Source organism: Rhizobium sp. NRK18, from assembly GCF_024385575.1.
In the GTDB taxonomy this organism is placed as follows: Bacteria; Pseudomonadota; Alphaproteobacteria; order Rhizobiales; family Rhizobiaceae; genus JANFMV01.
In genome coordinates, this window is record NZ_JANFMV010000001.1 from 3,371,886 (window position 1) to 3,397,536 (window position 25,651).

The following is a 25,651-nucleotide window of genomic DNA, read 5'->3' on the forward strand; positions in this document are numbered from 1 at the left end:
CCAAACGCTGGCGTCCAAAAGGGGCCGAATTGTTATCGCTAGAAATTTCTTCAAATCGCCGCCCCGGCACGCGATCGCAGAACCCAAACATGTGACGAGAGACTGGTTTGAATGTTAGAAAAATTCCTGTCTAGAGCCAATAAAGGCCTTCTAGTAAGGTTGATTTCTGAGAACTTCCGCGCCCAGGCGCCTTGGTACGCAATATCGATGTCCGCGATGGTTGTGGTCGCGGCTATGACGTCGGCCAGCGCTTGGATTATGAAGGACATTGTCAATGAGACCGTCGTCTCCAAGGATCTTCAGCGCGTCTTTGAAATCTCCGCCGTCGTCGCCATAATTTTCATTGTTAAGGGCGTCGCGTCTTATGTCCAGTCGATATTCTTGAGCAAGGCTGGAAACAATATCATCGCAGAAACGCAGAAGAATCTGTATGAGCACATACTGAAGCAGGGCGCAGCCTTTTATTCCAAGTTCCCTTCTTCCGAGCTGCTGATGCGTATAACCAACAACGCACAGTCAGCCCGAGCCGTAATTGAATTGATCGCCACCTCCCTTGTGAGAGATCTATTTTCTCTTATTGGCCTGATCTGCGTTATGGTAATTCAACAGCCAATCCTATCCCTCGCCTCATTGATTATCGGCCCGGGAGCGATATTTGGCGTCAGAATACTGACGAAGAAAGTTCGGAAGATCATGGAGCAGGAGCTTGCATCCATCGCCATGATCATTCGCAGCGTTCAAGAAACATCGACCGGCATAAAGGTGATAAAGGCCTTCGGGCTTGAGGAACACATGCGGCGACGCATGGAAAAATACGTCGGCGATGTCGAAATGAGGGCAAACAGCATTGCTCGCCTCGAGGCTGCATCAAGTCCAATCATGGAGACATTGTCAGGGCTGGCGATCGCCGCCATTTTTGCCCTCAGCGGGATTTGGGTTCTCCAGGAAGGCAACACGCCCGGCGAGTTGATGTCATTCGTCACCGCTTTGTTGCTCGCATACGAGCCGGCGAAGCGGCTCGCGCGCATGCGGATATCGCTGGAGGCCGGATTGATCGGTGTCCGAATGATGTTTGAACTGGCGGATCACCCAATTGACATCAAGGACGATCCACAGGCCGTAGATTTGCCAGTCGGCCCGGGCGAGATCAGCTTTAATGCCTTGACCTTCGGCTACAAGGGTGCGCCCCCACTCTTCAAGAATTTCAATTTGACATTCCCTGCCGGCAAGGCGACAGCCTTGGTCGGGCCATCCGGAGGTGGAAAGTCCACGATCATCAACCTGATCATGCGAATGTATGACGCTGACGCAGGTAGCGTGACCATTGATGGACACGACATAAAGACTGTCACCTTGGCATCACTTCGACGGCGGATGGCCTATGTGGGACAGGACACATTTCTTTTCAGCGGCACCATAAGGCATAACATTGCCCTTGGGGACGAAGATGTGACTGATGACGACATTGTGGCCGCCGCAAAGGCAGCCAATGCTCACGAATTCATCGTCAATCTGCCGAATGGCTACGAAAGCGATGTGGACGAAAATGGCGGGAATCTTTCCGGAGGCCAAAGGCAGCGAATTGCCATTGCAAGAGCCATTCTCAGAAATGCCGAGATTCTGATCCTCGATGAGGCGACCAGTTCCCTGGATTCCAAGTCAGAGGTTCAAATTCGTGAGGCATTGCTGAAACTCACCAAAGATCGAACCACAATCATGATCGCACATCGGCTTTCTTCGATTACAGCCGCGGATTACATTGTCTTCATTGAGAAAGGCTCGATAGCAGAGCAGGGACCTCCAGATACGCTCCTCAGGAATGACGGCCCCTATCGGCAATTATATGAGCTTCAATTGCTCCGAGGCACGGAATAGCAAAATTCGGCAAATTTCGAAAAAGCAGGATGAATCGAACCATTACAGTATCAACGAAATATCGGGAGCCTTCGGAGAGAAATCGTGGAATGTGAACCTCTTGCCATACAGGACGTGAAGCGGATCATACCGGACATCCTGTCCGACGAACGCGGCTACTTTAGCGAGATGTTCAAGCTTGATTGGTTCCAACGCACCGTCGCAAACGTGAATTTCGTTCAAGACAATGAATCGCTTTCCATCCGCGCAGGGACAGTCCGTGGGCTTCATTTTCAGGTCGCCCCTTACTCGCAGGGCAAATTGATCCGCTGCTCGCGTGGCTCGATCTACGATGTGGCCGTGGATCTGAGAACGGATTCCGACACCTTTGGACAATGGGTATCCACCGAGCTTTCGTCGGAAACCGGGGAGCAAATCTGGATACCGCCTGGCTTCGCCCACGGGTTCATGACATTGCAGCCGGACACAATCATCAATTACAAGGTCACAGCTCCCTACAGTTCGGCTCACGATAGGGGTGTGAAGTGGGACGACCCAGCAATTGGCATAACGTGGCCGACGCTGGAGCGTTATTTTCTATCTGACAAGGACAGAAAGCAGCCACCGCTAAGAGAGCTTCCATCACCCTTTGCAGATTGATTTCGAGGTAACCGAATGCGAGTTTTGGTAACGGGCGGCGCGGGCTTTATTGGCTCCGCTCTGGTACGCTATTTGGTCGGCAGTGTCGGCGTGGAAGTGCTCACGGTGGACAAGTTGACCTATGCCGGCAACCTCGCATCGTTGAAGCCAATAGAGGACAGGCCGAACCATCGCTTTTTGAAGGCGGACATCTGCGACCGCGCCTCCATGAAGCAGGCTTTTGAGAGTTTCTCACCAGATCTGGTGATGCACCTGGCAGCAGAAAGTCACGTCGACCGCTCGATCTATGGCGCGGCTGACTTCATAAACACCAACATTCTGGGGACCTTTACCCTCCTCGAAGTCGTCAAGGAGTACTGGGAAAAATTGAGCGGCGACAAGCGGAAAGCATTTAGAATGCTGCACGTTTCGACGGACGAGGTGTATGGCTCTCTTGGAGCGGAAGGACAGTTTGTCGAAACGACGGCGTATGACCCCTCCTCCCCCTACTCCGCCTCGAAAGCCGCCAGCGATCATCTGGTCACGGCATGGAATCGGACTTATGGTTTGCCCTTGATTGTGTCGAATTGTTCCAACAATTACGGACCATTCCATTTTCCGGAAAAATTGATCCCCCTTGTCATCCTCAACGCGCTCGAGAGAAAGCCGCTGCCTGTCTACGGCACCGGTGAGAATGTTCGTGACTGGCTCTATGTCGACGATCATGTTCGAGCACTCTGGCTGATCATCAATCGCGGGACAATCGGCGAAAAGTACAACATCGGCGGGAACAACGAAGTTCGCAACATCGATGTGGTGCAGCGAATATGTGAACTTTTGGACCAAATGCGTCCATCCACCTCGTCTTTCTCCGAGTTAATAACATTCATCGAAGACCGCCCTGGCCATGATGCGCGCTACGCGATCGATGCGACCAAGATTCGGAACGAGCTTGGTTGGACAGCGTTGGAGACCTTTGACACAGGTATCCAAAAGACTGTTAACTGGTATCTGGAGAATGCGTGGTGGTGGCGTCCACTTCGTGACAACATGCAGCAGCTCAGCCGTTAGCCTTCAGCGATTGTTGATGTGATGCGAATTGTCATAACCGGCAAAGAAGGGCAGGTCGCCACTGCCCTCAAGACAGCGGCTTCATGGACGAGCACTGAAGTCTTAGCGCTTGGGCGGCCGGAAATAGACCTGGAGAAGGCTACGAATTTGACGGAGCAGTTGGCGGCGCTGTCCCCCGACATCGTCATTTCCCTAGCTGCTTATACCAATGTCGATAAAGCCGAGACAGATAGCGACCGAGCGTTTGCCGTAAACAGAGATGCTGCCCACGCACTTGGAGAGGCAACGGCAAATTTGAACATACCCATCATACACATGTCGACCGACTATGTTTTTGATGGACTAAAGCCACAACCTTATGACGAAAGCGATCCCACTGGCCCGATCTCGGTCTATGGGCGCTCGAAGCTTGCAGGCGAGTTGGCTGTCGCCAATACAAATCCCAACCATGCCATACTCAGAACAGCGTGGATCTATTCGCCTTACGGCAAGAACTTCTTGAAAACGATCCTGCGCGTTAGTCGGGAAAAGGACGAACTGAGGGTCGTTTCCGACCAGGTTGGCTGCCCGACTTCAGCTGACGACATCGCAGGTGCGATCCTTCAGATCGCAGAGCGTCTCAGGTCCGATCCGTCGCCCAGACTGCGCGGAATATTCCACGTCGCCGGCGCAGGAGAGTGCAGTTGGGCGGGGTTGGCGACGCACATAGTCTCCACCGCCGAGGAAATCACCGGCAGGACGACAAAGGTTAACGAGATCACATCTCGGGAACTGAATTTACCAGCAAATCGCCCCTCAAATTCTCGCCTTGATTGCAGCAAACTTCTGAACCTATATGGATTTCGCCTGCCGGATTGGAAGCGTTCATCTCGCAAGGTGGTGTTGAAGTTGTTGACGGGGAACGATCGATGAAGGGAATCATCCTTGCAGGAGGAAGCGGCTCGCGCCTGCATCCGATGACTGCAGGTGTATCGAAGCAGATGCTTCCGATTTACGATAAACCGATGGTATATTACCCTCTCACCACACTTATGCTGGCCGGCATAAGGGAAATATTGATCATTTCCACACCCCATGACTTGCCTTTGTTTCAAAGACTCCTGGGAGACGGCTCGCAATGGGGCATCTCTCTGGCCTATGAAACTCAGGCGAGACCCGAAGGCCTGGCACAGGCCTATATCATCGGAGCCGATTTCGTGGCCGGCTCATCGTCGTGTCTCATTCTGGGTGACAACATCTATTATGGGCACGGTTTGCCGGAGCTGTTGAAGGAGGGTACGGAAAGGCAGAGTGGTGCCACCGTCTTCGCCTATCATGTGAACGATCCCGAACGGTACGGTGTGGTCGAGTTCGACAGGCACATGAATGTGCGCAGCATCGAGGAAAAGCCGATAAGGCCGAAATCGAGCTGGGCGGTAACAGGGCTCTATTTCTACGATGCGGGCGTCGTGGATATCGCGGCCAATCTGAAGCCCTCCACCAGAGGGGAATATGAAATCACCGACGTCAATCGCGTCTATCTTGAGCGTGGCGAGCTGAAAGTGTCCGTGCTGGGGCGAGGATATGCCTGGCTTGACACAGGAACCCCCGAAAGCCTGCTTGAAGCTTCGGAATTCGTTCGGACCTTGGAAAAGCGCCAGGGATTCAAAATCGCCTGCCCCGAGGAAGTTGCACTCTCGAAAGGCTTCATATCCAAAACAGAGTTTGCTCAGATGGCAGACCGAGCGGGCAAAGGCGATTACGGAAATTACTTGCGCAAGCTCACGACAGAACTCTACGTCTGAGGCTGCGAGTATGAACTCCCGCCCCAAAATTCTTCGTGAAATAAAGCGAATTGGATGGCAGCTACTTAATATTGGAGGCCCTGTCCTCGGCTTACTGAGACGTATGCATTACGATGCGACATCGCATTCATCCATGCATGTAACCGATGGCTTCGGCGAGAAGCACGAAGATATGGCTGTGGTTTTAATTTATCAGCCAAATCATATTCTTAAATCGCTTTTATTCCAATTGGATTTTTTGAATTCGAAGAAAATCGGCATTCTTCTCGTGTGCAATCACGAACTCAAAGCCGAATACCGTGAAGAGTTAAGGGGTCGTTGTTGGAAGATTATTGAGAGACCAAATATCGGGTACGATTTTGGCGGATATCGAGACGGCATTCTATTCCTCCTGAGCGAACCTCAGCCGCCCAGAAATCTCTTTGTGCTGAACGATAGCATTTGGTTCCCCCTGTCTCGAGACTGCGATGTGCTCGAAAGAGCCCGCGCCTCCGACGCAGACGTGTATGGAATCTTCTACAATGACAAGAGCAAGCGGAATTCCCACCACCATCTGCAATCGTACTTCTACCGCTTTAATCACACCGTAGTCTCGAGCAAAAAGTTCCGCGCCTTGTGGAAAAATATGCCGCTCCTGAACAAAAAGCAGGACGTCATAATAAAACTCGAGAAAAAAATAACCGGCAAGCTTAAAGCAAGAGGATTCACGATAGATTACACTCACAGCTCAAAGAGCATCGAGGAAGCAATTACCCGCCTAAACGATTGGGAATTGAGTGAAATTTGCGAATTTTATAAGTCATACTTAACATATCTTAATATAAACTATAATTCAATTTTTAAAAATACCGATTCTTTCAAACAATCCGACTTAAGAAAAAATATACTGGGCAGTAGATTTATATATTACTTCATAGATTCCCATCCATTAATATTCATAAGAGAACTTTCGTCACCCTTCATAAAGAAGAGCAGAGATCTGAACTACGTCATCCAGCGAAAAGAAATCATAGATGGCGGCTATCTTGATAGAGTTGAACCGGTCATACGCCGGGAGATATTGCAATGGGATGATGATGACACCAGGATTCGTCGCAAGGCGCCTGCGTGAAATCATCGAAGGACAGTTTCATGCACAGCGAGAACATCCGCTTCATTAAACTTGATACGCGTGTGATCGAACGGTTCGACGAGGCGCTATGCGGACGCTGCGAAACGGTGCATACGTCGATCGTCGCCATCCTAAGCGCGCTTGTGAAGCGTCATGGTCCGATCTACGCAGCCCGAGCTCTATATTCTGCCGTTGTGCGCAGGAATGACGAAATCGTCTCGCTGGTCGCCGGCAACGTTTTGCGGAAAAAGATACGGTTGCCCGCGCTTTTCGGTAATCCGTTGATTTCGCGCTTCTATGCCGCAATCAAAGGCGTGCAGGCCACTTTGCTTCTGGATGTTCTGACCGACAGGCTTGCTCATCAGGACAAGGATCAATTGGTTGCGATCATCTTCAATGGATCACTGTTTCCGGAGAGCATTCTCGGGCGGGCTACCCACGGATTCCGTCGCGTTTTCGTTGAGAGCGGATTCTTTCCCAATACGCTTCAGATTGATGCAAAGGGGGTAAATGCGGCAAACTCCGTACCGAGAACGAAGGAATTCTACCTGTCCGGTCCGGACTTTGCATCCGCCGGCTTGCCGCCAAACACTGTGGCGGTCCGCAGGCCCAAGCGCGAATACCCCGCCAGAGACATGCGACCCGGCTATGTTTTTGTACCCTTTCAAGTCCCCTCCGACATGCAGGTTACAGTTCACTCCCCTTGGATCCGGGACATGTATCAGTTCTATGATCTGGTTATAGAGCAGGCTGAGACGTTTCCGGACGACACGTTTGTCATCAAGGAGCATCCAAGCTTCAAATTGTCGGTCGTGGGATCGCGCCCATCGCACCCTCGAATCATTTTTGCAAATGGCAATCCGACTGGCCAATTGATCATGAATTCGAGGTCGGTGATGACCTTGAATTCGACCGTGGGAATTGAAGCACTGCTATCGGGAAAACAGGTCATTACCTTAGGCGATGCCTGTTACAATATTCAGGATCTCGTGCTCCATACCCCCGATCGCAAGCAATTGAACAAGGCACTGGAGATGAGGGATTGGCTGCCGGACGAACGGTTGCGCCGGCAGTTTCTCGGATTTCTATGGAATAGATATCTCGTGAAGGGCGGCTATTTGAGCTTCCCACCGAATCTCGCCGATGAAATCCTGGCGAGATGCGGGCCGACCGGCGCTGGCGGATTGCAGGATGTTGCGATGCCACACCCTTGAGCCCGAGCACTGGTTAGAAAGCATATGCAGGAAAGGCTTGCGGAACAGGCATGAGCAACCACAAGCGGTCCGACCATCAAAACAAGGTCACAGCAATCGTACTGACTTATAATCACGAGCATTATATCGCTGATTGTATCCGCAGCATTCAGGCTCAGAATTTTCCGGATTTGGAGATTTTGGTCCTGGACGACAAATCGATAGACCGCACCGCAGACGTCGTGCGAGATATTTGCGCTTCAAGTCGGCATGTGAACCTGATCGTCAACCAACAGAATTCGGGAAATCCTGCGGTCAACACGCAAAAGCTCATAGATGCCTCTGCGTCAGACTATATTCTCTTCATGTCTGGTGATGATCTCCTGGCCGAAGACTACAGCTTGCACCGCATTGTGACACATCTGGACACCGAACCGCGAGCAGATGTCGTCATTCCAAAGCTGCGGTTTCTACTGTCCGGGCAAGCGGCCTCCCCGCCCGAAATTTACGACAGGAACCTGCTTGAAGGTCTACGCAGCTCGGATCCCGAAACCCTTTGCCGGCTCCATCTTTATCGGCGGGTGTCCCGGATCTTTGTACAAGGATGCGTCATACGCCGGCAGACCATCGAAGATATGGGCGGGTTCGACTCGGGGATGATTGCGGACGACTACGCTTTCGTTCTCCGCCTGCTCGATCACCTTCGCGATCGAGGAAACCGGTTCTTCTTTGACGAGAACAGCTCCTGGCATTACAGGCTGCATTCCAACAATATCCATCGCAATCCGATGCGGCAATTCCGCTCAATCATCGAGGTCGTCTCCGGCCTCGTTCCAGAACGTTACTGGCAAAACTTTGCCTGGGATGGCGTTGTCTTCGTCGACCACGAAGACCTTCTTCAGGCTGACCGCCTGAGCAAGGCGTACCTGGGAGACAGGAATGCAAGAGGCCTGATCGACACCACCGACCGGCTTGCCATCCGGAAGGCACGAAGGCGCGGCGACAGGACCTTTCTGCAAACGTTTGCGAGCTGTCGCGAGCACCCCTGGTCTCTTCGGCTTCGCGCGAGGCTGGCGATCGCCAGGCTGTATTTGAAGCCCGGTGCCGGCATCTCCACGCCTAGCTGACCAAAACCGAGCTCCTGGTCTCAATCGCATCGTAGATCGCCTGCAGGACCCGCATGTTTTGAAGGCCGTCATATGCCGACACCCTTGGCGCTGCCTCCTGACGGATCACATCAAGGAAATGGGACAGCTGCCTCTCGAGCGGATCGGCTCGCTGGATGGACTTCCGGCCCAGTTCAAACGGCTTCCACCATGAGCGATCCGCGGCATCCGGATAGGAGCGCACGGTCATGCTGGGAAAATCGATCGACCCCATGGTGCCAGCGAGATGATAGCAGGCCTCGTCCGGAAAGAACGGATAGGCGGGGTTCTCACCGGCCGTCATCTCCCAGCTCTTCGAACTCGCCGCCGCGTCCGACAGGAGAAATGTGCCCAATGCACCGCTCTCGAACTCAAGCGCGATGGCAACGGTATCCTCGACCTCAAAATGCCGCTGACTGTTGCTGGCGACGGCCTGAACCGACCGTATTTCGCCGGCAAATGTTCGCATGAGGCCGATCTCGTGGATCATGTTGATGAGGATGGGACCGCCACCCTTTAGCATTCGCCACGGACCGTCCTCGAAATAATGATCGGGCTTGAAGAACAGTGCCGAACCCTGCAATGCGACCAGACGTCCAAATCGTTCCGAATTGACATAGTCGAGCAGCACCTCGATCAAGGGACTGTAGGTCCGATGATGGCCGACGAGAATGGGAACGCCGCTCTCTTCCACGGCCTCCGCGAGAACCCTTGCACTTTCGAGACTGTCGGCGACCGGCTTTTCAACAAGTGCGGGCACTCCCCTTTCAAGGCAGAGCAATGCCTGCTCACTGTGAAACCGGTTTGGGGAACTGATGATGACACCGTCGGCCTCAACCGCATCGAAAGCCTCGGAAAGATCGGAAAAGAACGCAGCACCGATATCTTGCGCGAAGTTGACATGTTCCGGCCGATCAGGCGCGACGATCCCTACCAGCGTGCAGTCAGGCCTTTCCTCGACCAACTCCACATGTCGTCGCCCGATAAGGCCCGGTCCGGAGAGGATGATTCTGCTTTTCATGGCGCAGCTCTCATATGTCTTATCTGTGATCAAATTGCTAAAGGCCCTCTTTCAACAACTTTTGAATTTTACCATACTCTGAGACGTCAATTTCTCTGTATGGGGGCCGCTCTTTACCGTAACAGCTCGGAAATACATTTGAAAAATCGAAATAATCTATTCCGGAAATCTTCAGCAAATGGTTCAGATAAGGCGCATGTTCGAGACACAGTTTTTCTATCATCTCATCGGGGAGCGTCTCGATTACGGAACGGTCATCTCCACTCTCGATTTCTGCAGCGATAGCGGGAAGCGTCAGACTGTTTAGCGACGGTGAATATTGCCAGTTGTTGCGAAGCTGTAGTTGCCTTATGTCGGCAACCTTACGCGAAAGGGATAAATTCGCTCGCTCTCTATTCTTTCCGTCACCCCCAATTTCGACATTCAAAAGTGTCAGAAAATCTTTCACCACATCCCCGCCATCGCGAATGCCGGGATAAGGCCTAAAATAGAAATTAAAATCTGGATTTCGGTCGACCAACCTTAGAAGCGCACCTATGCTTCGGAATAAAACATTGCCCCTCATAAATTCATCGAATGAACCGACATCCATTCCATTTTCAAACTTATTGAATTCCGCCCACAAAGAACAAATGTAGCTAGCCGCATCCCTAAGATAGCAAACTACCGAAATATTATAATCTATCTTGTTGTTATTCAAAAAACATAATGACGATGAATTATAATCAACAAACAAAACCTCTTCAGAGAGCAAAATGTTTTTTGACTTAGAGAAACAATTAAATAAATAATTATTTACATATGGCCTACTAAAATGCTCCGGCAATAAAAAAGAGCCGTTCGCGGGCCTGTAGGAACGATCACTCTGCAAAACATGCTCAAATGGATAATATATCTCAAAATTCTTCATTAAATAAATCGAGTTTTCTAAAATACACTCCTGAACTCCCTTTGTTCCGGTCTTCGGGCTGCCAATGTGGATGATCAGATTTCTTCCTTTGCCTAAATTCATTGGATCAACCCTCCCTTTAATTCTCTAATAATTTTGCTAACGCATCCCTCAAACAAGCCGGCTCGATCTTGTAATTCCTGGTGAGTTGAGTGCGATTAGGAGACGGTATCTGCTCCCCCAACACAAAGGCGACCTTGTGATCAAGAGCAGACATCAAATGACGAAAATAAGAAAAATCCGCATTCTTATATATCGGCGCCAATATCACGGCGCTGGTCTTACGAGGAGCGAAAACCAGATTGGCCAAAGTGGCACCAATAGGTGAAATTATACATTCAGCATTCTGCATCAATGCCACCTGCTCATCAAACATCAAAGATGAAATATTGACCTTACAGAATCCGTACTCATCCAGAATAGGTATAAGCGCCGAAAAATTTTCACATTGTCGGCCATTATGACTATCAGATGGGCGCATCAGAAATAGCCGCCGAGGATTTGCCCCTCCCCTCCTGCCTGGATTCAAGGAGCGTCCTTCAACTCCTGAAATCTGCCCAGACATCTGGCGACCACGGGCGATATGCGACGAACTCGACCACTCCTGACGCCTACCTAGGATTTCCTGGCGACGTATGATCTCCCTCACCCTTGCAGGTTCATCAAAACGCCCAGTTCGCTCTCGAAACAGTGACGACAACCCGCGAAGCAGCGGGGGGCAAAATGTGGTTCGATTTTGAGGCTGCGGAAAGGCGCCAGTCTGGAAGCGGATACGACTATCGGCCGGAGTATATGCCGGCGAAGAAATGTACAACAGCTCCTTCACCTTAACTCTCTGCCAAGACTTCACGAAAATGATCTTATTAAACTCAACACCCAATGAAGCAAAAGCGGATAGGTGATTTTGGTGAAGATCATAATCTATTATAACGTCCCATTCCTTCGTATCGATTTTTTCCTTCAATAGCATCAGCCTCGGCAACGCCTCAGTTACCCAATGCGCATAGTTTGTTGAACTCTGTCCCAACAATGATACTGCGCGCTTAGAGTGTATAGGTTCTGATCTACCGTGAATATTTATCTTTTTTTTACTTCCTGAGAGACGAGCACGGCCCTCTAATTCGGCCACAAACATATCGTCCGCGGGATTGGCTGCGTCTGGATAGTAGGCGACATCATTTCGGAAAACAAAATCCGTCCAGCCCATCACCTCGACATCTTCAACAGTACCGAAAAAAATCTTAGGGGAGACAAAATCATCCGAGCTGATTATCTCATCAATTTTTTCTTTCGACCCAAAAAAATATGCATCTTCTACCCTCCATTTTTCAGGAGTAAAAATCTCATTTTTATTATCATCAGCGAATAATTCTGAAATTGGCAACAGTCTATAATTGCGCGAAGACAGAATACGCCGCAACTTATATTCACTCGTTCTCAAAAAGGGATATAACGGAATACCAGCTTTAAACATGGTTACAACTCCGCAGCCTTCCGAATGGAATTCAAAACTGCCTTGGTGTCTTCGATCGCCTGGTGCGGGCCGATCGGCAAACTGAGAACTTCAGCGGCAAGGCGCTCGGCGATCTCAAGCCCGGTATATGCATGGGCCTGTTCCGCATATGCTTTTTGCTGAAATGGAGCGAGCGGATAATGGATCTGCGTGGATACACCCATGCCGGCAAGCCGCTCCTGCAAACGTTCCCGCTCTCGCACCCGGACGACGAACAGGTGCCAAACGGGGTCGGCCCAATCCGGTACCGCAGGCAGGATCAGGTCGAGGCCAGCCAGTTGTTCGAGATATAGCTTGGCAATCGCCTTGCGGCGCCCGTTCCACTCATCCAGGCATGAAAGCTTCACACGCAGGATCGCCGCCTGTATGGGGTCGAGCCTGCTGTTCAGGCCTTTGACGTCATTTTTATATTTCTCGCGCGAGCCGTAGTTGCGCAGCATGCGGATCGCATCGGCGACATCGCTGCTGTTTGTCGTGACGGCGCCACCGTCTCCCATCGCACCAAGGTTCTTGGCAGGGTAGAAGCTCCAGCAAACGGCATCGGCATGCGCGCCGATCCTCTGCCCCTTGTAGCGGGCACCTTGCGCTTGCGCCGCGTCTTCGATCAGAAACAGCTTATGGCGCCGCGCGACATCCAAAATGGCATCCAGGTCCGCCGGCTGGCCGTATAGGTGGACCGCAATAATTGCTTTCGTTCGTGGGCTGATGGCCGTCTGAATCCGCGTCGGATCGATGTTGTGTGTCAGCGGATCAGGTTCGACGGCGACTGGGACTGCGCCGACCGCCGAAACGGCCAGCCACGTGGCGATGAATGTGTTGGAAGGGACAATCACCTCATCGCCCGGGGATATGCCGACCGCACGCAGGGACAGAATCAGGGCATCCAGACCATTGGCGACGCCGACGGCATGCGCTGCATTGCAATAGACCGCGAACTCGCTTTCGAAGGCCTCGACCTCCTCCCCGAGAATGTACCAGCCGCTTTGCAGGACCCGTTTGACGGAGTCATTGATCTCCGCTTCCAGCTCCCTGTAGGCCGCGCCGAGATCAAGAAAGGGGATCATGGGCTCTATCCTTTGCCGAAGCGATGAATTCGTCGTAGTCGCGATAATAGTCGGCTTCGTCATAATGCAGGGACGCCAGCACCAGGCAGACCGACCCCTGCGAAAAATTGTCAATCTCGCGCCAGATCATCGGGCAAATCAAAAGCCCTTGCTGCGGATTGTCGAGCCTTACCCGTTTGCGATTGCGCCCATCATCCAAGGTGATGTCGAAACCGCCGCTGACGGCGATGAGCAATTGCACCAGCTGCTTGTGCGCGTGCCCTCCCCTGACGGAACCGGCCGGCACGTCGCAGAGGTAATACACGCGCTTGATGTCAAAGGGCACGTGCTCATGACCCTCGACCACGACGAGGTCGCCGCGTGCATCGGCAAAAATCGGCAGGTCTAAAATGCGGCAATCTTCTACAGGCACTTTTTACGCCTCCCTGTACCGAACCAAACACATCACAGTTGCGTCGATGAACTCGATGCAAAGCTTAAAGAGCGCCTTGCAGCCAGAGTGGACATCAGGCAAGTCCGTGGCGCGAATAATCGGCACACCGGCAATTTCACGGTCACTCGTAAAATCGTCAACAAGCGCCGCAATCTTGATCCTGTCGACGATCGCTCGAGAATAGACATTCCGTCCAAGAGCAAAGCGTCTCTCCTGGGGAGCCGCCTGGAAATCTAGGCAAAACCGGACAGCCTCGTCGCGTTCACGGCTGCTCCAGCTGCCTTCAAACTCATTCATTATGTCATCCCATATGAATTCAAATATATTTTGGCGGATCAAAATCCGTCATAGCCGGCAAGAAATATCGTATCGGCACTCATGCCGGTCTTGAGATGTGCAGCGTCTCCCGTAAGAAACGCAATACCCGCCTTGTCGAACGGCGCCGCGCCCAGTTTCTGGCCGCTTTCCTTCAGCGGAACATACCGCAGTTCCCTGCCACCGGTTCGCAAACCTGCTGCAAAAAACGGACTTTCGACATCTGTGGAGATGACGCATCGTTCCACGGCGGTCAAATGGCCCTGAACCTCTGGGAACTGGGCGACCTCTCCAAGAAAGCCCGCAACATACGCTGCTTCATAATTGAAGCCGAAAGAAAATTTGAACTGATGCCCATAAAGGTCGCCCGGGCAGCGTCGCATGCATTCAATGATCCAGAAGTCCCTCTCGGAAGCGATAAATTGTGTGTGCAGCAAGCCGGTTTGCAAATGAAGAGCGGATACGATCTTGCTTATTGCTTGGTGTACCGCCGAACGTTTGCGCCCGTCCAAAAGCGAGGGATAAGTGGATCTGTCAACCTGGTAGGGGTACACCTCGCAGAACTCATCCACAAAATCATGCCAGATCACCTCGCCGTCCGCGATGAATGCGGTATGACTATGCAGCGCGCCGTCCACAAATTGCTCAACAACCGCGGAACTCGTCCTGGACACAGTGAATGCGTGCGCGGCCGCCGACATCGCCTCTTCGGCACTGGCCACGAGACTGACACCTCTTCCGCTAAAACTGTCGACAGGCTTTACGAGCGCCCGACCGGCGAACTCCGGCAACCGGAATGGTTGGTCAGCGCTCAGGCTGCCATAGGTTTGGGGAACAGGCACGCCGATTTGATTGCAAAAATCTCGGAACTTGTTTTTGACATGCAAAATTTGAGTGGTTTCCGGATTGTCAAACCCCGGGAAACCCATCTTGTCTGCAACGAACGCTGCGGCAAGGTATGAATAGTCGTTAGAGGTCGGAACTATGAAATCGTAATTGCCATCCTTGCATATCCTGTAAAGAGTGGCACCGTCCGAATAATCTTCGAGAATGACATCATCGGCAAATTTGTGGCATGGATCATCGCCGAACTTGCCTATCGTCGTTACAGTGAGGCCTCTTGCCTTCAGCGCCATTAACATGGGCATTGCACTGAAACTGCTTCCGATCAGCAGCGCCTTCATAGGCTTTATCCCCGCCTTCATCATTTTACCGCACTACAAGCTCCCGACTCATACGAGACGAGCGCCGATGACCGTACACAAGTGGCGGTTTGCTAGCAGTTCAGTTTGCCAATCGCAATGCGTGCAAAATCAATGGTAAGTCTTGGTGTGCCCTGACGATCTGCTTCTCTGAGCGGCCTGTCGATGCGACCTTCTTGGACTTGCTCTATAAAGCCTTCGCAAAACCGCGCGAGGAAACCCGCTTCTTCTTGCGGGGCCATCAAACCCGTCTGTCCACATCATTTTTCGAATCCTCACGCCCCACCATGCCGTAGACCAGCCCCCTTCTTCTGGCTTTCAAGGAACGGCCGCATTCAGCGAGCAAAGGAAACACGGGGCATGTCGCCTTTCCCTGAGGAAACAACGATGCGGGCGACGTCCCAGACGCGATCGAGGCTGATGATCATCTCCGGTACAGGCCGCCATGCCAAACCTCCGCTCTGCAACATGGGAAACGGCCACGCCTCACCGAAGGCATTTTTATCCTTGAGGCGTGTTGGCGGGGCTCCCTGGCCGGCCTAAGGATCCGGTCATCTGACACGAGAACTCTCTCGCCATCATCGGAACGGTGGGCAACCTCATGCCCAAGCCGGCCCCTGCCATCATCGTCACTGCGACAGTTCAAGCTCTCCCAAAGCAAGCCTCGAAGCTCCGCAGAGATCCGGCTGCCCCCGTCCCAACGCTCGCGCAAGATCGAGGATGCCGCGGCGCAAACGGTTGCGAACCAGAAAGCGGGAAAAATGGAGAAGATCAAGTACAGCTGAAGCTTGGAGTGGTGCCCAGGACCGGAATCGAACCAGTGACACGCGGATTTTCAATCCGCTGCTCTACCAACTGAGCTACCTGGGCAACCTTGTCGCTTCCTGCCGTCTGGCGCGTCGGGCAGTTGGTGTGCCCCGGAAGCGAGCGGGGTTATAGCATCTTGCTCGCCCATGTCCAGCGTCAAACAAAACTTTTTTGACAAGAATTTCAAATAACTGAATTCACAAGAAAAACGGGCGCAAATCCGGTCAGTCTTCGTCGCTTCCGTCCGCCTTCGCCTCATCCTCCGCGACCGGTATGGCGTAGGAGCCGCTCAGCCAGCGATTGAGATCGATGTTGCGGCAGCGGTCCGAGCAGAAGGGATAGTTTTCACGGGACGACGAGCGCCCGCATTCGGGGCACGGTCGCGTCTTTCTCAAGGGCTCCACCTTGGCGCCCACCTTTATTTCATCGCGCGGCATGAGTTCAGTCTATCCGTTCAACCATGTGTGTTGCACGTCGTAACCCTCGCCGGAAAGCAGCTGCACCGTTTCGAGGAGCGGCAGGCCGACGACGCTGGAATAGGAACCGACCAGCTTCTGCACGAAGCTGCCAGCAATCCCCTGAATGGCATAGCCGCCCGCCTTGCCCTTCCATTGGCCGGAGGCGAGATAGGCGTCGATCTCACGTGCCGAGAGACGCTTGAAGCGCACCTTCGTCTCGACAACCTTGATCCGGCTGGCATTGCCCGGCGTGACAAGGCAGATGCCGGTGAACACCCAGTGGGCGCGTCCCGACAACAGATGCAGGCAGCTCGTCGCCTCGCCGGCCGTCTCCGCCTTCGGCAGGATGCGCCGGCCGACGGCCACCACCGTGTCGGCGGAAAGGATGTAGCTTCCCTGCAGTTCCGGATCGCTCTTCACGGCCTTATGGGCAGCCGACGCCTTTTCGGCGGCCAGCCGCTTGGCCAGAGAGCGCGGATGCTCGCCCTTCTCCGGCGTCTCGTCGATGTTCATCGGCAGCAGGCGATCGGGCGTGACCCCAACCTGCGCAAGCAGGTCGACGCGACGCGGCGAGCCGGAGGCCAGAATGAGCTTTTCCCTGAGCGCCATGGAGCCCCTTTTTCGGAAGGAGGAAACCGGAAACCGGTTACTTGAAGCGGTAGGTGATCCGGCCCTTGGTCAGATCGTAAGGCGTCATCTCGACGAGGACCTTGTCGCCGGCCAGAACGCGGATCCGGTTCTTGCGCATGCGGCCCGCCGTGTGGGCGATGATTTCGTGGTCGTTCTCCAGCTTCACGCGGAAGGTCGCGTTCGGCAGAAGTTCGGTGACGACACCGGGAAATTCGAGGACTTCTTCTTTAGCCATCTAGTGGTATTCTTCCTGTCTTGAAAAGAACCGGAAGCGGCAGCCTCCGGAAATTGCGGCGGAAACTACACCCTCGCCGTTCATTTGTGAACCATTTTGATGGAATAAACGGTGAACTTTGTTTTTTGCGCGCAACGCACCGCCGGGAGACCAACCTGTCCCACGCCTCAGGCGAGATCCGCCGCACGGCCCGTTGAGAGATGGGCCTTGATCTGACGGGTCAGGTGGTCGCGAACGTCGCGATAGGCCGAGAGGATCTGCTCGCGGGTGCCGGTCGCAAGCGTCGGATCGAGCGTCGGCCAGTACATGACGTCGACGGCATTGGCGCGCGTCAGTTCGAGTGCCGCATGATGGGCCTCCGGCGCCAGCGTGATGACGAGGTCGAAATAGTCGTCTTCCAGCTCTTCCAGCGTCTGCGGCTGGCGGCGGCCGAGCGTGAGGCCGATTTCCTCGAGAACGGCATCGACGAAGGGGTCGCGCTTGCCGGTGCGCACGCCAGCCGAGGCGATGTAGGTGCCGCGCGGCAGCAGCGAACGGGCAATGGCTTCGGCCATCGGCGAGCGGATCGAGTTCATGCCGCACATGAAGAGGATCGCGCCCGGCGCCCGGCTGTTCTCTTTGGCGTCGGACGGGTCTGCCATGCCCGTCATCCCCGCCAGTAGAGCACACAGACGAGGGTGAACAGCCGGCGAGCGGTATCGAAATCGATCTCGATCTTGCCTTTCAGGCGATCCATCAGGGTCTGCGAGCCGTCATTGTGGATGCCGCGGCGGCCCATGTCGATCGCCTCGATCTGGCTCGGCGTCGAGGAGCGGATCGCCTCGTAATAGCTTTCGCAGATCATGAAATAGTCCTTCACGATCCGCCGGAACGGCGTCAGCGACAGGATATGGGTCGCCACGGGATCGCCAGCTTCCGTCTTGATGTCGAAGACCAGCTTGGCGTCGACCAGCGACAGGTTAAGCTTGTACGGGCCGCCCGCATGGCCAACGGGATGGAAGCTGTTTTCCTCGATCAGGTCGAAGATGGCGACGGCGCGTTCGTGCTCGACATCGGGGGTGGAGCGGCCGATGCTTTCGTCCAACGTGACATCGCAAAGCCTTTTCTCCCCCGCCATCGCCTAGCTCTCCAGGTTGAGGCGGATGCCGACCGAGCGGGCGTGCGCGTCGAGCCCCTCGCATTCGGCGAGCGTGATGGCGGCGGGACCAAGCGCGCGAAGCTGCTCCGGTCCCAGGCGCAGGATCGACGTGCGCTTCATGTAGTCGAGAACCGACAGGCCGGAGGAGAAGCGGGCCGAACGCGCTGTCGGCAGGACGTGGTTTGAGCCGCCGACGTAATCGCCGATGACCTCCGGGGTATGACGGCCGACGAAGATGGCGCCGGCATTGCGGATGCCCGGCAGCAGAGCGTCCGGATCATCGACGGCGAGTTCCAGATGTTCGGCGGCAATGCGGTTGGCAAGCGGCAGCGACTGATCAAGCGTATCGACGATGATGATGGCGCCGAAATCGCGCCAGCTGGCCGCCGCGGTCTCGCCACGCGACAGGGTCTTCAGCTGCCGCTCGACCGCGTCTTCGACCGCCTTGCCGAAGGCGGTGTCATCCGTCATCAGGATCGACTGGGCGCCGGCATCATGTTCCGCCTGGGCGAGAAGATCGGCGGCGATCCAGTCGGGATTATTGTTGCGGTCGGCGATGACCAGCACTTCCGAAGGGCCGGCAATCATGTCGATGCCGACCGTCCCGAACACCTGGCGCTTGGCGGCAGCCACAAAGGCATTGCCGGGGCCGGTGATCTTGGCGACGGGACGGATAGTCTCGGTGCCATAGGCGAGTGCGGCCACGGCCTGCGCACCGCCAATGCGGTATATCTCCGAGACGCCCGCAATGCGGGCGGCGGCGAGAACGGCGGGATTGAGCTTGCCGCCATTCGCCGGAACGACCATGACGATGCGCTCGACACCGGCGACCTTGGCCGGAATGGCATTCATCAGCACCGAACTCGGATAGCTAGCCGTACCGCCGGGGACGTAGAGACCGACGGCCTCGATCGCCGTCCAGCGCGAGCCGAGGCCGACACCCAGTGCGTCCTCGTAGAGATCGTCCTTCGGCAATTGGCGGCTGTGATGCTTCTCGATGCGTTCGGCAGCGAGCGTCAGGGCCCCGATGACGGCCGGTTCGACGTCTGCGTAAGCCTTGTCGATTTCGGCGGCGGAGACGGCAAGTCCGACAGCGGTCACGTCAACACCATCGAAGCGGGAGGTGTATTCGGCCAGCGCCGCGTCGCCGCGCGCCTGGACGTCCGCGATGATGCGCGCAACGATATCGTTGACGTCCTGCGAGACCTCGCGCTTCGTCGTCAGGAAGGCTGCGAACCGCGCCTCGAAATCCGCCGCCGAGCCCTCAAGCCAGATTGCCACGTCGTCTTCCTTTCATGTCCGGCCGCAAGGCGGCCATTCCCCCAATGGTCCCGGTCAAAGGGAACCGTGCCTCAGCCGGCTTCCGGATGGAAGGGCTTGTGCGCGGTTTCCCAGGCGCCGCCGATATCGGCGAGCTGGGCCTCCAGCACTTCGACCTGCAGCATGATCGAACCGCCGCCGGCAAGCGTCAGTTCGATCCAGCCTTCCGGCCCCTCGCCGTCCCGCTCATAGCGGATGGCGAGGAGCGAAAGCACTCCATCGCGATCCTTGCGGCTGAAGCCGATCGACCGGACGGCGCTGACCCGCTTGAAGACCAGCGCGGCGCGACGGCGCTCGTGCGTCTTGCGCCTCTTCGTCTCTTCTTCCCAGACGAAACGGTTGGCGGCCAGCGTGAACTGCCCAGCCTTCGCCTCGAAGGACATGTCGCCGATCTTGAACACCGCATCCTGCATGCAGGCGGAGATGACCTTCAGGTCGTCCTCATCCAGTGCCAGAAGCTTCAATTCGCTCATTGCAAGGTTTCCATCGTGTCACTTACCGTTAGCGAAGCACATAGGATGCTGCGGCGCAAACCGCAACAGCAGGAGGCGGCAAGAGGTGGAAATGTGGCGGCGGATCAGTCGCTGACCCGCTCGACGGTGGCGCCGCAATTGGTCAGCTTTTCCTCCAGCCGCTCGAAGCCGCGATCGAGGTGATAGACGCGGCTGACGGTGGTCTCGCCTTCGGCCGCAAGGCCGGCGATGACCAGCGACACCGAAGCACGCAGATCGGTCGCCATGACCGGCGCACCGCGCAGCTTCTGGACGCCCTCGATCTTCGCGGTCTGGCCGGAGAGCGAAATCCGCGCGCCGAGACGGGCGAGTTCCTGGACGTGCATGAAGCGGTTTTCGAAGATGGTCTCGGTGATGTGCGAGACGCCGGAGGACCGCGTCATCAGGCCCATGAACTGCGCCTGCAGGTCGGTCGGGAAACCCGGATAGGGATCGGTCACCACGTCGACCGGCTTGATGCCCCCGCCGTTGCGGACCACGCGAATGCCCGATGCCGTCTCGGTGACTTCGGCGCCGGCGCGGCGGATGGCTTCAAGCGCGGTATCGAGAAGATGCGCGTTTGTGCCTTCCAGCGTAACGTCGCCGCCCGTCATCGCAACGGCCATGGCATAGGTGCCCGTCTCGATGCGGTCGGGCAGGACGCGGTGGCGCGCGCCGGAGAGCGAAGTGACGCCCTCGATCGTGATCGTCGAGGTGCCGTGGCCGGAAATCTTGGCGCCCATGGCATTCAGGCAGTTGGCGAGGTCGACGACCTCCGGCTCGCGGGCCGCATTGCCGATCACCGTCGTGCCGCGCGCCAGCGCCGCGGCCATCATCATCACATGGGTCGCACCGACCGATACCTTCGGGAAGGTGTAGCGGGTGCCGACCAGACCGCCCTTCGGCGCCTTGGCGTTGATGTAGCCGCCGTCGATTTCCATTTCCGCGCCAAGCGCCGTCAGGCCCTCGATGAAGAGATCGACCGGCCGTGTGCCGATGGCGCAGCCGCCCGGCAGCGAAACCCGGGCCTGACCCTCACGGGCGAGCAGCGGGCCGATCACCCAGAAGCTGGCACGCATCTTGGAGACCAGATCGTAGGGCGCGGTCGTGTCGACGACGGTGCGGCAGGTGAAATGGATGGTGCGGGAATATGTCTCCCCCTGGCTTTCGCGGCGGCCGTTGACGGCTATGTCGACGCCATGATTGCCGAGAATGCGCATCAGCTGCTCGACGTCGGCGAGATGCGGGACATTCTCGAGCGTCAGCGTATCGCTGGTCAGCAACGAGGCGATCATCAGCGGCAGCGCAGCGTTCTTGGCGCCCGAGATCGGAATAATTCCATTGAGCGGATTGCCGCCGATGATCCTGATGCGATCCATGTAAACCTACGGGCCGTTTCTCGCGCCCGCCTTTCCTAATTCATAAAGATTGGGATGGGTCTTTAGATGATTAAGTCCGCGCATTCAATTGAAAGCGGCACGGTTGTCCGTCACGATTCGTCCGATTTTACGGCGGGAAGCCCGTCCGTCTCGTCGGCATCGCCCGCCCGGCGCGAGCGCGCCTGGGTCTTCCGACGCATCAGGTTTTCCCTGAGCTTGGCCGCCGCGCGCGCCTTACGCGCATCCGCCGCCCGCTCGGCCGCCGTCTTCACAGGTTTTCCATCATTTTTTGCGTTTTTCGAAGACACCAAGCTTCGTCCTCATTTGCCAATCCCAAGGCCCGCGCCGCCGGGGCCGGACCGCCTATCCTGGCGACGTTCTAGCGAATTATTCGGCCAGGCAAAAGACGTCACATCAGGATTGCCGAAAGTGACCGCCACAACGAAAATTGTCCCCCAAAGCACAAATTGCGGCTTGCGCTCACCCGAAACCTGTGGCAATAGCCGCCCCGTCCGCAAGGAACGAAGCAATCTGCTTCACAGTCAGCTGCTATAGCTCAGGGGTAGAGCACTCCCTTGGTAAGGGAGAGGCCGAGAGTTCAAATCTCTCTAGCAGCACCATTTTTCTCCCAAGAAAATCAATTATTTGCTGCGTATTCAGGGCTTTGACCTTCCTTTGTTGCACACAGAGGTGGTACACATGAGCCTCAGAATGGCTACCCCTTGGAAACATCCGAAGTCCGGCGTTTACTATTTCCGCAAGCGCGTTCCGATCAACCTTGTCGATGCCTTCAGAGGCAAGGAAGTAAAACTTTCGCTGCACACGAGATTATTCACCGGTGAATCGGCGGCTTACGAAGCAGATTAGAGGACCATCTTTGAGCCGGATCTGCAGGATAGGAAGACCATCAGAAAGGCGGCGGCTGTGAGTATGACTGAAAGGATGTCTTCGTCACCAGCGCTGATGAAGGCCGCTATCCCGACGAAAAACGCAATCGCTGCGTAAAAGAATCGTCTACCCGGCTCCTGAATGAGACGTCCGAAGGCAGCGATCACCACCAGCGACGCAACAATGCGAGCCAGAATAGCCGTCGCCGCCCCTTCAAGGAGCAATTCCGGCGCATAAACAAAGGCGAACGGAACTGCATAAATTATCCATCCGTATCGCATAGCCGCCCAAGCAGTCCCAACGAAGGAAGCGCCGGATATGCCGCTTGCCGCCAGCGCCGCGAACGCAACGGGAGGCGTGACCATTGACACTATTCCATAATAGAAAACAAACATATGTGCGGCAATCGGCTGTACGCCCAAGGCTACCAATCCCGGGGCCAAAAGTGTGCCAACGATAATATAAACGCCTGTGGTTGCCATCGCGGCCCCAAGCAGAAGTGACGCACAGGCCGTCAGCAGCAGCGAAAGAAGCAGGCTTGCCTGGCCAACTTCACGGATAGCCAGAGTAAGATGGACGTCCAAGCCCGTCATACCCAGAATTCCGACCACCACTCCAAGCGCGGATCCAGCAACGACAAGCGTTGCTGTTGACTTGCAGAAATTTTGCCAAGATGCAGAAATTCTTGCTGCAAGTGCCTTTGGCCCGTGCAGGCAGAGACCACTTAAAAGCGCCGCACAAATCCCGCTGATGCCGGCCACCTCCGTCATTCTATCGCCGCCAAGCATCAGCAGCACTATGACTGCCAAGGGAAGCACATGCCACAAATCAGTAATATGGAGTCGTGCGTTAGCGCTCTGGAGCGAATCCTCTTCCAACAGTGCCGACGAACTTCCCGGATTCCGCTCCAGCCTACGTGCCATCCATCCCGCTTGCTGGAACATCACCGCGTAGCAAATGAAGGAGGGGATCGCAGCAGCTAAAGCAATCTGTCCATAGGACAAACCGGTAAGATCTGCCATGAGAAACGCCGCAGCCCCCATGATCGGCGGCGTCACCTGCCCCATCGTCGAGGAGACAGCCTCAATTCCACCTGCCATGTTCGCTGACAAGCCAAGGCGCTGCATTGCAGGGATGGTGAATGCTCCCGATGTTAGCACATTCGACGTCGCACTCCCGGAAACCATTCCAAACAGACCTGAGGAAACCACCGTGGCACGGATCGCCACACCGTTTCCTCGGCTTGACAATCGCCTTGCCAGTCGATCAATCGCCTCCGTTCCACCCGAGACGTCGTATGCCGCACCAAAAAGCATATAGATGACGACGGTACCGGCGATGACGTCTAAAGCTCTGCCTATAAGCCCGTTTCCACCGAAAACGAGATAAACCAGGTACCGGTCAAGACCGATACTCGGAGCATCGAAAGGCGAAGGGAAATATTGAGCCGCATAACCAGAGGCGAGGACTCCGATCAAAAAAAGCGTCATCGCGCGTCCACTAGAGAGCCGTGTGCCGACAACAGATAGAAGCGTAACGGCCAAAGATACCGCGACGAGTGTTACGGTCGGTGCAATGAAGAGCGCATCTTCGCTACCGAAATAGCCGAAAAGAAATATGCCCAACCCCACGGAGACGAGGCCTGCCGCGAAAAAAGTGGCACGGTAGGCAAAAGAAGACGCAGTTTCCGCTATGGACCAGAACAGGAATGCAAAAGCGGTGGACAGTTCGACGGCAAGAAACTGATCCTCGACCAGCCCAGCACGCACCACCCCAAAGGGATCAACCGCCCATATGCAGGGCAGCAATCCGAGAACGACACCGGCGGCAGTCGAAAGCGCAGGAAGGGGGTGATAAGCGCGAACGCCCTTCTGCGCTGGCGTACTGTCGCGCTTCACTGCAGCATACCGTGCTCACGGTAAAACTTTTCTGCAGCGGGATGATAGGGGAGACCTATGTCGAGATACATGTCTTCCGGCTGAAACCAATTGAGACTGGCGACAGACTGTACCATCGTCGCCTTGCCATCATAAAGCGAGTTTAGCAGAGCCATAACATTGGCCTCGGACTCTCCAGCATTTGTGTATACGAAATAGTCGTATTGAAGGATTTCAGTGGCTTCGCTGATCGTCGTCAAGCCAGGCTGGGGCTGAAGGAGATAAAGGTCCGCTACTGGCAAAACCATCTTCACGCCACTGCGCGCACTATTAGTTGACCCCAACTGTAATGGTCGGATTCCGTTGACGTCGCGCGAGACCTGCTCATCGCGTGGAGTGCCGATTACGTGAATGAAGGCGTCCAAATCCCCATCGACGAACGCTTCCGCCATTGCTGTAAAATTGGCGACCTGTACAGACTGCACGTCGCCGTACCCAAGTCCACCCGTTGACAGCATAGCGGTAATAAGCGCCTCCCCCGTAACGGCCTGTGGAAAGCCGGCAGGTAACCTTTTGCCCCTTAAGTCAGCGAGGGATTTGATGCCACTGTCCGCCCGAACCGCCAGCGTCATTCTGAGTGGCACCAGACGCGCCACGAGCCGCAGATCCGACAATTTGTGATCCTTGAAGCGCCCCTCCCCGAGCATGGCCTGCCGAATGGCGATCGCATTCTCCAAACCAAAATCTACCTGACCACCGTTGACGAATGTACTCGCCTGACTGGTGCTATCATAAGGTTGCGGCCTCAGATCAACATCGCCAGCGTATTCACTGACGGCTTTACTGATGGCGACAGCGAAATTATACGTGGAAGAACCTTGACCAGCACTTGCTATTGTAACAGGCTCTGCCCAAGCACTGTTTACATATGCTATTGATGCAACCATCAAAGCGCAGACAAAACGTGAAATCATCCGACTTTTCCTGATCTATCCATTAAGAAATTTTTGGCATTTACGCCTCACGTCAACTTCTATTTGACGTCTATTATAGGCAAATTCGTAAGTCCATATTGCGTCCTGCCCCTGCAAAAATATAAGCGTGTCATTGTTTTCTGATCACGCTTTTCTACGG

General features: G+C 55.0%; 27 protein-coding genes and 2 tRNA genes. 10 read left to right on the forward strand and 19 right to left on the reverse strand.

Going from position 1 to position 25,651, the window contains the following annotated elements:
• Positions 1 to 111: 111 nt before the first annotated feature.
• The 8 genes from NN662_RS15950 to NN662_RS15985 all read left to right on the forward strand — a co-directional run bounded on the left by NN662_RS15950 (position 112) and on the right by NN662_RS15985 (position 8,779).
• The gene (locus tag NN662_RS15950) at positions 112 to 1,875 is read left to right on the forward strand and encodes an ABC transporter ATP-binding protein (RefSeq protein ID WP_261931214.1); all 1,764 of its coding nucleotides are present in this window, start codon (positions 112 to 114) and stop codon (positions 1,873 to 1,875) included.
• 84 nt (positions 1,876 to 1,959) lie between these two features.
• The gene (gene rfbC, locus NN662_RS15955) at positions 1,960 to 2,514 is read left to right on the forward strand and encodes a dTDP-4-dehydrorhamnose 3,5-epimerase (RefSeq protein ID WP_261931215.1); all 555 of its coding nucleotides are present in this window, start codon (positions 1,960 to 1,962) and stop codon (positions 2,512 to 2,514) included.
• 15 nt (positions 2,515 to 2,529) lie between these two features.
• Positions 2,530 to 3,564: a dTDP-glucose 4,6-dehydratase gene (gene rfbB / locus NN662_RS15960; RefSeq protein ID WP_261931216.1), complete on the forward strand. Its 1,035-nt coding sequence runs from the start codon at positions 2,530 to 2,532 to the stop codon at positions 3,562 to 3,564.
• A 21-nt stretch (positions 3,565 to 3,585) separates the two neighbouring features.
• Positions 3,586 to 4,476 carry a dTDP-4-dehydrorhamnose reductase gene (gene rfbD, locus NN662_RS15965; protein ID WP_261931217.1) on the forward strand — a complete coding sequence of 297 codons (891 nt, stop codon included), beginning with the start codon at positions 3,586 to 3,588 and terminating at the stop codon, positions 4,474 to 4,476.
• Positions 4,473 to 5,348 carry a glucose-1-phosphate thymidylyltransferase RfbA gene (gene rfbA, locus NN662_RS15970; protein WP_261931218.1) on the forward strand — a complete coding sequence of 292 codons (876 nt, stop codon included), beginning with the start codon at positions 4,473 to 4,475 and terminating at the stop codon, positions 5,346 to 5,348. Before rfbD ends, rfbA begins: the two co-directional genes overlap by 4 nt.
• Before the next feature lie 10 nt (positions 5,349 to 5,358).
• The gene (locus NN662_RS15975; RefSeq protein WP_261931219.1) at positions 5,359 to 6,459 is read left to right on the forward strand and encodes a rhamnan synthesis F family protein; all 1,101 of its coding nucleotides are present in this window, start codon (positions 5,359 to 5,361) and stop codon (positions 6,457 to 6,459) included.
• A 20-nt stretch (positions 6,460 to 6,479) separates the two neighbouring features.
• Positions 6,480 to 7,673 carry a nitrogen fixation protein FixF gene (locus tag NN662_RS15980; protein ID WP_261931220.1) on the forward strand — a complete coding sequence of 398 codons (1,194 nt, stop codon included), beginning with the start codon at positions 6,480 to 6,482 and terminating at the stop codon, positions 7,671 to 7,673.
• A 50-nt stretch (positions 7,674 to 7,723) separates the two neighbouring features.
• Positions 7,724 to 8,779, forward strand: coding sequence for a glycosyltransferase family 2 protein (locus NN662_RS15985; protein WP_261931221.1), 1,056 nt, complete (start codon positions 7,724 to 7,726; stop codon positions 8,777 to 8,779).
• Here the strand turns inward: NN662_RS15985 and NN662_RS15990 are convergent.
• From NN662_RS15990 to NN662_RS16070, 17 genes are all read right to left on the reverse strand, one after another.
• A complete protein-coding gene (locus NN662_RS15990) occupies positions 8,772 to 9,818 on the reverse strand; it encodes a Gfo/Idh/MocA family protein (protein ID WP_261931222.1) in 1,047 nt (348 codons plus the stop codon). The genes NN662_RS15985 and NN662_RS15990 overlap by 8 nt on opposite strands.
• 37 nt (positions 9,819 to 9,855) lie before the next feature.
• A complete protein-coding gene (locus NN662_RS15995) occupies positions 9,856 to 10,830 on the reverse strand; it encodes a hypothetical protein (protein ID WP_261931223.1) in 975 nt (324 codons plus the stop codon).
• A gap of 16 nt (positions 10,831 to 10,846) precedes the next feature.
• On the reverse strand, positions 10,847 to 12,241 hold the full coding sequence (locus NN662_RS16000; protein WP_261931224.1) for a glycosyltransferase family 61 protein: 1,395 nt from the start codon (positions 12,239 to 12,241) through the stop codon (positions 10,847 to 10,849).
• A 2-nt stretch (positions 12,242 to 12,243) separates the two neighbouring features.
• Complete coding sequence (locus NN662_RS16005) at positions 12,244 to 13,344, reverse strand: DegT/DnrJ/EryC1/StrS family aminotransferase (RefSeq protein WP_261931225.1); 1,101 nt, start codon at positions 13,342 to 13,344, stop codon at positions 12,244 to 12,246.
• Positions 13,328 to 13,756: a sugar 3,4-ketoisomerase gene (locus NN662_RS16010; RefSeq protein ID WP_261931226.1), complete on the reverse strand. Its 429-nt coding sequence runs from the start codon at positions 13,754 to 13,756 to the stop codon at positions 13,328 to 13,330. Before NN662_RS16010 ends, NN662_RS16005 begins: the two co-directional genes overlap by 17 nt.
• A 3-nt stretch (positions 13,757 to 13,759) precedes the next feature.
• Entirely contained in the window at positions 13,760 to 14,074 is a 315-nt protein-coding gene (locus NN662_RS16015; protein ID WP_261931227.1) for a hypothetical protein, read from the reverse strand.
• 38 nt (positions 14,075 to 14,112) lie between these two features.
• Entirely contained in the window at positions 14,113 to 15,276 is a 1,164-nt protein-coding gene (locus tag NN662_RS16020; RefSeq protein ID WP_261931228.1) for an acetyl-CoA carboxylase biotin carboxylase subunit family protein, read from the reverse strand.
• Positions 15,277 to 16,088: 812 nt separating this feature from the next.
• A tRNA-Phe gene (locus NN662_RS16025) sits at positions 16,089 to 16,164 on the reverse strand.
• Positions 16,165 to 16,325: 161 nt separating this feature from the next.
• Positions 16,326 to 16,538: a DNA gyrase inhibitor YacG gene (yacG, locus tag NN662_RS16030; protein WP_261931229.1), complete on the reverse strand. Its 213-nt coding sequence runs from the start codon at positions 16,536 to 16,538 to the stop codon at positions 16,326 to 16,328.
• A gap of 9 nt (positions 16,539 to 16,547) precedes the next feature.
• Positions 16,548 to 17,168, reverse strand: a complete 621-nt coding sequence (locus NN662_RS16035) for a Maf-like protein (RefSeq protein ID WP_261931230.1) — start codon at positions 17,166 to 17,168, stop codon at positions 16,548 to 16,550.
• A gap of 37 nt (positions 17,169 to 17,205) precedes the next feature.
• Entirely contained in the window at positions 17,206 to 17,424 is a 219-nt protein-coding gene (gene infA, locus NN662_RS16040; RefSeq protein WP_014327290.1) for a translation initiation factor IF-1, read from the reverse strand.
• 167 nt (positions 17,425 to 17,591) lie between these two features.
• Complete coding sequence (locus NN662_RS16045; protein WP_261931231.1) at positions 17,592 to 18,065, reverse strand: low molecular weight phosphatase family protein; 474 nt, start codon at positions 18,063 to 18,065, stop codon at positions 17,592 to 17,594.
• A gap of 5 nt (positions 18,066 to 18,070) precedes the next feature.
• Positions 18,071 to 18,541, reverse strand: a complete 471-nt coding sequence (locus NN662_RS16050) for a UPF0262 family protein (protein WP_261931232.1) — start codon at positions 18,539 to 18,541, stop codon at positions 18,071 to 18,073.
• 3 nt (positions 18,542 to 18,544) lie between these two features.
• Complete coding sequence (gene hisD / locus NN662_RS16055; protein WP_261931233.1) at positions 18,545 to 19,843, reverse strand: histidinol dehydrogenase; 1,299 nt, start codon at positions 19,841 to 19,843, stop codon at positions 18,545 to 18,547.
• Positions 19,844 to 19,914: 71 nt separating this feature from the next.
• Complete coding sequence (locus tag NN662_RS16060; protein WP_261931234.1) at positions 19,915 to 20,355, reverse strand: DUF2948 family protein; 441 nt, start codon at positions 20,353 to 20,355, stop codon at positions 19,915 to 19,917.
• A 104-nt stretch (positions 20,356 to 20,459) separates the two neighbouring features.
• Positions 20,460 to 21,752 (reverse strand): UDP-N-acetylglucosamine 1-carboxyvinyltransferase, encoded by a 1,293-nt coding sequence (murA, locus tag NN662_RS16065; protein ID WP_261931235.1) that lies wholly within the window; start codon positions 21,750 to 21,752, stop codon positions 20,460 to 20,462.
• Positions 21,753 to 21,862: 110 nt separating this feature from the next.
• Positions 21,863 to 22,060: a hypothetical protein gene (locus NN662_RS16070; RefSeq protein WP_261931236.1), complete on the reverse strand. Its 198-nt coding sequence runs from the start codon at positions 22,058 to 22,060 to the stop codon at positions 21,863 to 21,865.
• Between the two features lie 237 nt (positions 22,061 to 22,297).
• On the opposite strand from NN662_RS16070, the gene NN662_RS16075 reads away from it, so the two are divergent.
• Positions 22,298 to 22,372: transfer RNA gene (locus NN662_RS16075), tRNA-Thr, on the forward strand.
• A gap of 79 nt (positions 22,373 to 22,451) precedes the next feature.
• The gene (locus tag NN662_RS16080; protein WP_261931237.1) at positions 22,452 to 22,619 is read left to right on the forward strand and encodes a DUF6538 domain-containing protein; all 168 of its coding nucleotides are present in this window, start codon (positions 22,452 to 22,454) and stop codon (positions 22,617 to 22,619) included.
• On the opposite strand, the gene NN662_RS16085 is transcribed toward NN662_RS16080, so the two are convergent.
• Both NN662_RS16085 and NN662_RS16090 read right to left on the reverse strand, forming a co-directional pair.
• Positions 22,616 to 24,538, reverse strand: a complete 1,923-nt coding sequence (locus NN662_RS16085) for a TRAP transporter permease (protein ID WP_261931238.1) — start codon at positions 24,536 to 24,538, stop codon at positions 22,616 to 22,618. The two genes, NN662_RS16080 and NN662_RS16085, sit on opposite strands and share 4 nt — an antisense overlap.
• Positions 24,535 to 25,491, reverse strand: coding sequence for a TAXI family TRAP transporter solute-binding subunit (locus NN662_RS16090; protein ID WP_261931239.1), 957 nt, complete (start codon positions 25,489 to 25,491; stop codon positions 24,535 to 24,537). The genes NN662_RS16085 and NN662_RS16090 overlap by 4 nt, the downstream gene beginning before the upstream one ends.
• Positions 25,492 to 25,651 lie beyond the last annotated feature (160 nt).